This window comes from Nodosilinea sp. LEGE 07298 (genome assembly GCF_015207265.1).
Taxonomy (GTDB): Bacteria; Cyanobacteriota; Cyanobacteriia; order Phormidesmidales; family Phormidesmidaceae; genus Nodosilinea.
In genome coordinates this window covers 1-9,398 of sequence record NZ_JADEXE010000262.1, presented here as the reverse complement: position 1 = coordinate 9,398, position 9,398 = coordinate 1, and the positions used below count along the sequence as shown (strand labels likewise).

Sequence of the window (9,398 nt, the reverse complement as noted above, 5' to 3'; positions counted from 1 at the left end):
CTCCTACCCATCCACCCTCCTACCCATCCACCCTTTACGACACCTTCTGCACTGACCAGGAAAGCACAGGCCGCTCCTCGCTATTGGGAGGATAGTGGGCCAGGTCGGCTTCCATCAAATGATGGGGGCGATCGCACAGCACCATTTCCTCTAGTGAGTTCCAGTGCAGGCGCTGAAAGAAGCGCACGTTTTGTTCTTGCACGGTGGCGAGGAAGCGATCGCAGCCCCAGGTATTCGCCGTTGTCACCGCCTTCTGAATCAGCCCTTTGCCAATCCGCCCTACGCGGCGATAGTTGGGGTGCACCCCCAGCCGTCCGCCGTACCACAGCCGGGGTGACTTCTCGTAGATACGCACGACCCCGACCACGCGATCCTCTGGCTTAGCGTCATGGTCGATAGAGATGATAGGGTAAGCGACACCATCCAGATTGTCGGCATCGTCATGGTCAAAAAGTCCTTGTTCTTGGCAAAAAATAGCCTGGCGCAAAGCAAAATAACCCTCTAAGTCGGGGGAAGTTTTAGCCAGTTCAAAGCTGTAGCGATGGAGAGCCATGATCGTGGTTGGTTGAGTGAGCGTTTGAATATCACAAGTCAGCCAAGCCCCTCTTGGAGGGGTAGGGGCGGGTCAACCCTCAAACGTAGACAGCGCTGAGCAGGCCCCGCACTTGGCGCAGCCCGCTTTCATATCCGCCGAGGCCATACCCGACTGCTTCAGCAATGCGCCCACTCGCTGGTAGAGGGTGAACATAAACTCGCTGCTGGGGGCTGGGTGGTTTGAGAGAGGCGTTTCGCCAATCGGCACAAAGGGAACTACGAAGGGGTAGACGCCCAGGTTAATCAGGCGATCGCTGGCCTCGACTAATGTCTCCAAACTGTCGCCCAGGCCTGCCAGCAAGTAAGTGCTCACCTGGCCCCAGCCAAACACCTTGACCGCTGCCGCAAAGGCCTGGTAGTAAACCGTTAGCGGTACTTCCGCTTTGCCGGGCATAATTTTGGCTCGTACGTCAGGATCTACGGCCTCCAGGTGCATGCCCAGGCTGTCGATGCCAGCGGCCTTCATACGGCCAAACCAGGCAAAGTCATCGGGGGGTTCACACTGGGCCTGAATGGGCAGATTTACCCGCTGGCGAATGGCAGTGGCGCATTCAGTTAGGTAGGCGGCCCCGCGATCGCTCGTATTGGGCGTACCCGTCGTCATAATCATGTGGGTCACGCCATCGAGCCGCACGGCGGCCTCGGCTACCTCTGCGAGCTGTTCTGGGGTCTTACGGGCAACGGTGCGGCCAGCATCGAGAGATTTCTCGATGGCGCAGAACTGGCAGGCGGTGGCCGGGTCGCGGTAGCGCATACAGGTTTGCTGCACCGTGGTCGCCAACACATCGCGCCCGTGCAGCAGGGCAATTTTCCAGTAGGGGGTGCCGTCAGCGGTGGTGAGGCCGTAGAACTGGGGGGCATTGGGCACGTCGATCGGGGTAACGGCTTCCCCTGAAGCTTCTAGATGCAGCGGGCTCGCCGCCGTCGCCCTGAGGGTATAGGGAGAGTGAGCCGCGCTGTCGGTATAGACCGGCACCATGACGGTGGTGCCGTCGATGGTGATGGCGCGGTGGTCAGAGGGGCCTGCCCCGCCGCGCCGCGCCGCTGCTCCTGGGGTCGAATCCACCAGTCGCAGCCCGTGGGATTGCAGTTCTGTAATTAGCCGTTGCTTATTCATAGCCTGCTATGGGATACCCAATAAAAACCTGCGTCAATCTGCGCCACCCCTGACGAGTGACCTGTGTGTACAAAGAACCCCGAGTTCTTATTCGCTACCCAGAAGCCAGATCGGTTGTTTGACCCAAGAACTCGGGGTTCTGTCTCCGTGTAAATGGCTTGGTGTCGAAAGACCTCCGGGTTCTTGTACGCCGCCCATACGTCAAACCTGCTATTAGCCCCAAGAACTCGGAGGTCTGGCCCGCTGCCCTACCCTGCGGGCAGCTCTACTTCGTTGGGGGATGGACCGGACTCTGCATCGGCAAAAGCAGCTTGGGCTGCCCTACCCGCCACGGGAGAGCCCTGGTCGGCGGCGGACGTTTCTGTCACCGACCAGGGTGCGGCGTTTACCTTTAGGCGCAGCAGGTCGGGGCGAGCGTAGTGGCCCACCGAGTCCATCATCCGCTTGCGCTTGGTAATGAGGGAGAAGTCGAGATCGGCGATCGCTAGCCCCTCTCCCTCAATAATCGGCTCGGTCAGGGGCACTCCCTCGGGGCTAATGATGGCGGTGTAGCACCCTCCCGACAGCACGCGCTGCAGCACTTCATCACCTGTAATTTGCTGCTTTTGCTCCGGCGTTAGCCAGCCCGTGGCGTTCACCACAAAGCAGCCCGACTCCAGGGCGTGGTGGCGCATCGTGACTTCCATCTGGTCGCCAAAAATTTGCCCTACCATCGACCCCGGAAACTGCCCGCAGTGAATTTGCTCGTGCTGGGTCATCAGAGCGTAGCGAGCCAGGGGGTTGTAATGCTCCCAGCAGGCTAGCGCCCCCACGCGCCCCGCCGCCGTCTCCACGACCTTCAGACCGGATCCATCTCCCTGGCCCCACACCATGCGCTCGTGGTAAGTGGGGGTAATTTTGCGCCGCTTTAGCACCAGGGTGCCATCGGCATCAAACACCAGTTGAGTGTTGTAAAGGGAACCGGCATCGCGTTCGTTCACCCCCAGCACCACCACCATGCCGTAGGACCTAGCCGCCCGACTGACTGCATCGGTAACAGGCCCCGGCACGACCACAGCCTCTTCATACAGCCGCATGTGCTCTTTGCCCATTAGAACCGGGGGCTGCACAAACGAGAAATAGGGGTAGTAGGGAATAAAGGTCTCTGGAAAGACAATCAGCTTAACCCCGGCCTGGGCCGCCTGGGCGATGGTCTCTAAGACCTTCTCGGTGGTGCCGTCGCAGCTAAACAGCACAGGGCTAATCTGGGCGGCGGCGGCTCGGATGGTTTGGGTGTAATCCATGGGGGTAGAGATGAGAGGGGGTGTGATGGGCAGTGCCCACCCTACGGGCCTCCCCTCTCTCAAGGAGAGGGGCTGGGGATTGAGAGTTCTACATGGTCCAGGTATCGAGGATGAAGGCTCCTTCTTTGCGATGCACAAGCACAATATCGAGCACGTCGAGGGGGCTAATGGGGCGAATACCGGGAATCAGAGACGGTTCACCGTGGCCGTAGAGAGCCTGGAGCGCAAAGCGGCAAGCGTAGATCTTGCAGCCCATCTCCAGCAGCTTGACGACCTGATTGTTCATGGCTAAATGACCAGGAAACGCTTCATCGTTGAGCTTGGGAAAACCGCGCTGTACCCCCAGCGTGACCCCAGGGCCATAGAGCAGTACTGAGGTCTCAAAGCCTTTGCGGATCAGGCGGGTAGCTTGCAACAGGTTAACTAAACCGATAGAGCCTTCAAAGGCCACCGTATGGAAGGTCACGAGGGCCTTCTCGCCCGGTTCGGCCTGCACATCGGGAAAAACCTTTTCTTCGTAGTCGACAAAAAAGTCTCCAGCCTGGTGAGCTGGCGTAGTTACTTCGGGCATGTATTTTCGCTCCTGGCAAAGTTTCTGGCAGCGCTGGATGGACGGCTGCATGTCTCAGCACCTTACGGGCGATTTCAACGAGTTCCCGTATCGGCAACTACAAACTTTGCAGGTCTGCTCTAATCAACAGGGGCGGGGGTAAGGCGGGGGCGATCTAGCTCTCCAAATAACAAATACCCCTATCACTTTCGATAGGGGTCATGACTCAATTCACCCCAAGTGCGGCCACGGAAGGGCAATGAAAGCGCGATCGCACCACCCTGACCTACCACTAACGCTAGATCAAAGCTTTCGGTAGCCAGGGTTACACGTATCCCCTAAGCGACGCTCTAGGGTACGAAACAGAAGGCCTAGAGCATCTCACACAGGATTTAGTTTATGACCATGCACTACGGCGTAGTCGTGATTGGTGGCGGGCAGGCAGGGCTGTCAATCAGCTATTGCCTACAGCGCCAGGGCATCGACCATATGGTGTTTGAGCAGCATCAGATTGCCCACTCCTGGCGCACCAAACGATGGGATTCATTTTGTCTAGTGACGCCCAACTGGCAGTGCCAACTGCCCGGCTTTTCTTACCCTGACAACGACCCGGAGGGGTTTATGGGCCGCGATGCGATCGTAGAATACATCGAACGCTACGCCAGTCACTTCAACCCGCCGATCAAAACTGGGGTGAAGGTAGAACGGGTGAAAGGTCGAGAGGGCAACGGTTTTGAGGTAGTGACCAGCCAGAGTACCTTTACTGCCGACCAGGTGGTGGTGGCTACCGGTGGCTACCACACGCCTAAGATTCCGCGCCTGGCAGAGCGGCTGGATTCCAATATCGTACAGCTGCACTCGGCCGAGTACCGCAACCCTGAATCGTTGCCCGAGGGCGCGGTCTTGGTGGTAGGCACGGGGCAATCGGGCTGCCAGATCGCGGAAGACCTGCACCTGGCCGGGCGCAAAGTGCATTTGTGCGTAGGGGGTGCGCCGCGATCGCCCCGCCGCTACCGAGGCAAAGACGTAGTCGAATGGCTCGACCAGATGGGCTACTACGACCTGGCGATCGATGACCACCCGCAAAAAGAGACCGTGCGCCACAAAACCAACCACTATGTCACCGGACGCGGCGGCGGCCGTGAAATTGACCTGCGCCACTTTGCCCTCCAGGGCATGGCTCTGCACGGTCGGCTAACCGATATCCAGGGCACCCAGCTCACCTTTAGCGACGATCTGAAGCAAAACCTGGACCAGGCCGATGCCGTCGCTGAGAGCATCAAGCGCACCATTGATGGCTATATCGCAAAGAACAAGATCAATGCCCCAGTAGATCATCCCTATCACCCCGTTTGGGAACCCGAGGCCGTCCCCCCTACCCTCGACTACCGCGATGCCAACATCACCTCAGTGATCTGGTGCATCGGCTACGGTTTGAACTTCAGTTGGGTCGAGCTGCCCGTGTTCGATGGTCAGGGCTATCCCGGTCACCGTCGCGGCGTGACTACCGTGCCAGGGCTGTACTTTCTCGGGTTGCCGTGGCTCTACACCTGGGGGTCAGCTCGCTTCTCCGGTATTGCCCGCGACGCGGAATATCTGGCAGAACAAGTCGTTACCCGAGCCCAGGGCAGCCAGCCCCGCATACCGCAAACCGTCAATGAAGTAGCAATGGGATCTTAAGACTGCCCCAACTCTTTAGAGCGCAGGTAGGCCGATCGCACTGCTGCCATCAGGGCCGATCGCATCCCTCCCGCCTCCAGGGCCGAAATTCCCGCGATGGTGGTGCCACCGGGGCTAGTGACGCGGTCTTTGAGCACGGCGGGGTGCAGGTCGCCCTGATGCAGCAGTTCACCTGTGCCGCGTACGGTGGCGATCGCCAGTTCCAGCGCCACGGCCCTGGGCAGACCCACCGCCACGCCGCCATCAGCCAGCGCCTCTACCACCAGCGCCAGATAGCCCGGTCCCGAGCCCGAGAGAGCCGTCACCGCATCCATTTGATACTCGGGCACCTCAACGACGGTACCCACGCTAGCAAAGATGGTGCGAGCCTGCGATCGCTGCTCTGCACTCACCGATTCCCCTGCCGCCAGTGCCGTTACCCCGGCCCCCACTGTGGCAGGTGTGTTTGGCATCGCCCGCACCACTGCCCAAGTAGGGAAGGCTGCCTGCAACCGCGCCAGCGTTGTCCCCGCCAGAATTGACAGCAGCAGCGGCGGTGTCTCACGGGTCGGCTGCTTCAAATTTTCCGCTACGGTTGTCAGCATTTGAGGCTTAATCGCCAACAAAACTGTCTCAGCCGTATCCATTACCGATTGATTCTCAGCGGTAGTCTGCACGCCGTAGGTCTGGTGCAGCACCTCTCGCCGGGCCGCCTGGGGGTCGCTAACCAGCACCACTCCAGGAGCAAAAATTTCCTGATCAAGAAGGCGGGCAATGAGAGCTTCTCCCATCATCCCGCCGCCGATAACCCCAAATGTTGCCTCGGGCATACGCTCACCTACGACTTACTACTCGTGCCGTCAGTGATGACCATACCCTAAGGTAGCCCCCAGAGCCAGTCTGGGGGCAGTGATAGTCAGAGTTGTGAGTGTAGTCAGATAGCGCTAGGCCATGCGAGCCATAGGCTCTGCACCCCAGGTCGGAGCGGGGGGCATTTGACCGGGCATGGGCATACCCTGAGGCTGCCCCATGAAGACTTCTTCTTCGTACTCGGTGGGGGTGCTGACCTGTACGCAGTTGGGCGTAAACAGGAAGATACTTTCGCCGATGCGCTCTTGGTGCCCGTCGATGGCGTAGGTGCCGCCTGCCACAAAGTCTACAGCTCGCTGAGCCTGGTCAGGATCCATGATGGTGAGGTTTAGCACCACAGACTTGCGCTCGCGCAGGGCCTGAATGGCCTGAGGCATTTCTTCAAAGGAGCGAGGCTCCATTACAACCACTTCGGAGGTGCCGTTCATAGCACCAGGCATACCAATTACGTTGCTGGCCATCGGGGTCATTCCTGCATCAGTGGGCATCATACGTTCGCGACGGGGACGTGCACGCCGCACCTCTTCGGGCTGGGGTTGCACAATGGGCTGGGTGTTCTCTTCTTGGTAGAGGTTTTGGTACTCCTCACCGTCCATTTCTTCGTATTCGTAGTCGTAGTCTGCTGGGTCGTTTAGGCCAACGAAGTCCCGCAATTTAGAAAACATATTGCTCACAACTTACACTCCACGATGACTATCACTTAGGTAGGCAACCCCGTGGCCATTGACCGATGGGGAGGCATTATGCTCCGGTTATCCGAGGGCCATGATAGCGCCAAATTTCCATTTGCAACGGCTGTTGTGAAAATTAGTGGGCTAACTTGGGGTTAAGGGCTAATTTGGCCGTCTAGGAAGGTCTGTGACCACCTAAATCTGGCCGCCTAAACCTGACGAAAAACCCAGTCGTAACCGATCACCCAAGTGAAACGCTTCTCGCTGAGCCAAAGCAGGTTTAGGATTCTGCGTTAATACCCTGTACACAGAATATTGAGACCACAGTATACACGAAATCAAAAAAAGGAATTGCTACCTTACAATTAGTTAAACGTTTCCTGATGATGTTTTGATTTTACGTCTCAACGTAACGTCTGGCTGGGTGAATACACCGGAATCAACGACCGTTGGCGATCGCTTCAACCCCAGGCCCAGCCGATCTCCCCGGCCCTGGTTTGAGTTAGAAACAGAGCCGAAGAACGCCCTGTCTTGTGCTGTCTAGGGTTAGGCCGATGGAGGGCGCGGGCCAAATAGCACTGTACCTAACCGTACCATCGTGGCTCCACAGGCGATCGCCTCCTGGTAATCCCCCGACATGCCCATCGAGAGCTGATCGATCTGGAGGTGGGTAAAGCCTTGCTGATTAATGGTATCGGCCAGCGACTTCGCACCAGTAAACACCTCTCGCACCGTCTCTTTACTCGCCCCCTGAGGGGGAATAGTCATGAGTCCGCGTAGTTTGAGATGGATCAACTGGTCAAACTGAGGCAGCAGCGAGCCTAGCTCGGCGGCATCAATACCGTACTTGGGCGGGTCGGACACCAGCTTGACTTGCAGACAGCAGTGGGGAGTTTTCTCTAGCTCTTGGGCAGCCTGATCGAGCCGCTGGGCCAGCTTCAGGCTATCGACCGAGTGTATCCAGTCGAAGTGTTCGACCGCTTTACGGGCTTTATTGGTCTGTAGGTGGCCGATTAGGTGCCAGGTGATGTCGGGCAGATCGGTGAGTTGGGCTTGCTTAGCGATCGCCTCCTGCACCCGGCTTTCGCCAAAATGCCGTATCCCTCGCTCGTAGGCGGCGCGAATAGTTTCTACCGGCAAAAACTTAGTTACCGCAATCAACGTAACCGTAGGAGGAATGCTCTGGTAAATCTCATCAAAGTGCTGGGGCAGGGCGCTGGAGGCAGCGGTCATTGAAAGGTCTGCTTATAGGTGTGCTGTAAGCGATCATAGTCGGCCTGCTGGCCCGCCCGCCGCAAAATGCGCAGGCGACTTTCCAGCATAAGGCGGGCGTTGCTGCGGCCTAGGGGCTGAAACACCAGCCCTTCGGTAGGAGAGTGAGTCACCACAAAAAACAGCCGCTGGGCGTACAGGGTGGCATATAGCTCTTGACCGTCGTCTACCATGCACACTCTGAAAAGCAGGCCAAAATTGGGGTGATTGAGATAGGTTTCTGTGCTCATTCAAGTATGAGAGAGACTCTTCCTTACGACAGGATGATGGTCACGTCTGTTCAATTCGCCACATGCATTCTAGAACCTGGTGTGCTGTATGCACGCAATCTCAACCAGATAGGCCATTAATTACAGATAATTGCGGAACTATCCCAAGCCCAGGGCCAGCAGTTGCGCCCTGGCTTTTTGCAACGATTCTTGCCATTCTCTGGCCGGATCGCTGTCGGCGACAATGCCAGCCCCAACTTGGCCCCAGACGGTAGAGGTTGTCGACAAGCTATTAGTATGCCCAACCAACAGGGTGCGAATCAAAATGTTGAAATCGAGCTGCCCGCGCCGGTCTAGATACCCACAGGAGCCGTAGAACAAGCTGCGGCGCACCGGCTCCAGGTCTTCGATAATTTCCATACAGCGCACCTTGGGGCAGCCGGTAATGGTACCACCAGGAAATACGGCGCGGATCAAGTCGATGGGTGTGCGTTGGCCAAGCCTGCCGGAACGGGGATCGCGCTGCAACTCTCCCACTACGTTACTTACCAGGTGCATCACGTGGCTGTAGTACTCTACAGTCAGCAGTTCATCCACCCGCACGGTGCCCCACTGGCACACCCGGCCTAAGTCATTGCGCTCTAGATCGACCAGCATGATGTGCTCGGCCCGCTCTTTAGGGTTGCTGAGCAGGGTTTGAGCGAGTTCGGCATCCTGGGCGGGCGTTGATCCCCGTGGGCGGGTACCGGCAATGGGGCGAGTTTGGGCAGTACTATCCTGTAGCTTAACCAACCGCTCTGGCGAACAGCTGATCACATCGCCCCAGGGAGTGCGCCAGTAGCAGGCAAAGGGCGATGGGTTAATGCGCTGTAGCCTACGGTACAGAGACCAGCTGTGGGCCTTAGTGACCGTCGAAAAGCGCAGGGAAAGGTTGACCTGAAACACATCCCCCGCCTGAATGTGCTGCTTGGCGTGCAGAACCGCCTGCTGGTACTCTGCTGCCGCCATACCCAGGGTGACAGCAGGGCGATCGCTCTCGACGACAGGCCCAAAGTCAGCTTCATCTACAGTTAGCGTCAGCAGCTTCTCCAGCGCATCCACTTGAGCTTCAGAAGGGGCAAACAGCCACAGCCGCTGAGCCTGATGGTCGAGGACGGCAAAGGTGTCTGGTTG

At 58.0% G+C, this 9,398-nt stretch carries 10 protein-coding genes; 1 reads left to right on the top strand and 9 read right to left on the bottom strand.

The annotated features are described in order from the left end of the window. Positions 1 to 34: 34 nt before the first annotated feature. The 4 genes from IQ273_RS25725 to IQ273_RS25710 form a co-directional block, all read right to left on the bottom strand. On the bottom strand, positions 35 to 553 hold the full coding sequence (locus IQ273_RS25725; protein WP_194025993.1) for an MSMEG_0567/Sll0786 family nitrogen starvation N-acetyltransferase: 519 nt from the start codon (positions 551 to 553) through the stop codon (positions 35 to 37). Positions 554 to 625: 72 nt separating this feature from the next. Then, positions 626 to 1,711, bottom strand: coding sequence for an MSMEG_0568 family radical SAM protein (locus tag IQ273_RS25720; protein WP_194025992.1), 1,086 nt, complete (start codon positions 1,709 to 1,711; stop codon positions 626 to 628). A gap of 248 nt (positions 1,712 to 1,959) precedes the next feature. Beyond that, positions 1,960 to 2,994: a Nit6803 family nitrilase gene (locus IQ273_RS25715; RefSeq protein WP_228053870.1), complete on the bottom strand. Its 1,035-nt coding sequence runs from the start codon at positions 2,992 to 2,994 to the stop codon at positions 1,960 to 1,962. A gap of 88 nt (positions 2,995 to 3,082) precedes the next feature. Further along, the gene (locus tag IQ273_RS25710; RefSeq protein WP_194025991.1) at positions 3,083 to 3,565 is read right to left on the bottom strand and encodes an MSMEG_0572/Sll0783 family nitrogen starvation response protein; all 483 of its coding nucleotides are present in this window, start codon (positions 3,563 to 3,565) and stop codon (positions 3,083 to 3,085) included. A 378-nt stretch (positions 3,566 to 3,943) separates the two neighbouring features. Between IQ273_RS25710 and IQ273_RS25705 the strand changes: the two genes are divergently transcribed. Continuing rightward, positions 3,944 to 5,224 carry an MSMEG_0569 family flavin-dependent oxidoreductase gene (locus IQ273_RS25705; RefSeq protein ID WP_194025990.1) on the top strand — a complete coding sequence of 427 codons (1,281 nt, stop codon included), beginning with the start codon at positions 3,944 to 3,946 and terminating at the stop codon, positions 5,222 to 5,224. Here the strand turns inward: IQ273_RS25705 and proC are convergent. From proC to IQ273_RS25680, 5 genes are all read right to left on the bottom strand, one after another. Further along, positions 5,221 to 6,033, bottom strand: a complete 813-nt coding sequence (proC, locus tag IQ273_RS25700) for a pyrroline-5-carboxylate reductase (protein ID WP_194025989.1) — start codon at positions 6,031 to 6,033, stop codon at positions 5,221 to 5,223. The genes IQ273_RS25705 and proC overlap by 4 nt on opposite strands. 114 nt (positions 6,034 to 6,147) lie before the next feature. After that, entirely contained in the window at positions 6,148 to 6,747 is a 600-nt protein-coding gene (locus IQ273_RS25695) for a cell division protein SepF (protein ID WP_194025988.1), read from the bottom strand. 543 nt (positions 6,748 to 7,290) lie between these two features. Next, positions 7,291 to 7,977: a YggS family pyridoxal phosphate-dependent enzyme gene (locus IQ273_RS25690; RefSeq protein ID WP_194025987.1), complete on the bottom strand. Its 687-nt coding sequence runs from the start codon at positions 7,975 to 7,977 to the stop codon at positions 7,291 to 7,293. After that, positions 7,974 to 8,246 (bottom strand): transcriptional coactivator PipX, encoded by a 273-nt coding sequence (pipX, locus tag IQ273_RS25685; RefSeq protein WP_194025986.1) that lies wholly within the window; start codon positions 8,244 to 8,246, stop codon positions 7,974 to 7,976. The genes IQ273_RS25690 and pipX overlap by 4 nt, the downstream gene beginning before the upstream one ends. Positions 8,247 to 8,384: 138 nt before the next feature. Further along, the coding region (locus tag IQ273_RS25680; protein ID WP_194025985.1) for a chorismate-binding protein at positions 8,385 to 9,398 on the bottom strand (1,014 nt) is incomplete at its 5' end.

What these genes read in the sequence shown, in the direction of transcription:
- IQ273_RS25725 (WP_194025993.1), bottom strand. Translation starts at nt 553, where the DNA reads ATGGCTCTCCATCGCTACAGCTTTGAACTGGCTAAAACTTCCCCCGAC.
- IQ273_RS25720 (WP_194025992.1), bottom strand. Translation starts at nt 1,711, where the DNA reads ATGAATAAGCAACGGCTAATTACAGAACTGCAATCCCACGGGCTGCGA.
- IQ273_RS25715 (WP_228053870.1), bottom strand. Translation starts at nt 2,994, where the DNA reads ATGGATTACACCCAAACCATCCGAGCCGCCGCCGCCCAGATTAGCCCT.
- IQ273_RS25710 (WP_194025991.1), bottom strand. Translation starts at nt 3,565, where the DNA reads ATGCCCGAAGTAACTACGCCAGCTCACCAGGCTGGAGACTTTTTTGTC.
- IQ273_RS25705 (WP_194025990.1), top strand. Translation starts at nt 3,944, where the DNA reads ATGACCATGCACTACGGCGTAGTCGTGATTGGTGGCGGGCAGGCAGGG.
- proC (WP_194025989.1), bottom strand. Translation starts at nt 6,033, where the DNA reads ATGCCCGAGGCAACATTTGGGGTTATCGGCGGCGGGATGATGGGAGAA.
- IQ273_RS25690 (WP_194025987.1), bottom strand. Translation starts at nt 7,977, where the DNA reads ATGACCGCTGCCTCCAGCGCCCTGCCCCAGCACTTTGATGAGATTTAC.
- pipX (WP_194025986.1), bottom strand. Translation starts at nt 8,246, where the DNA reads ATGAGCACAGAAACCTATCTCAATCACCCCAATTTTGGCCTGCTTTTC.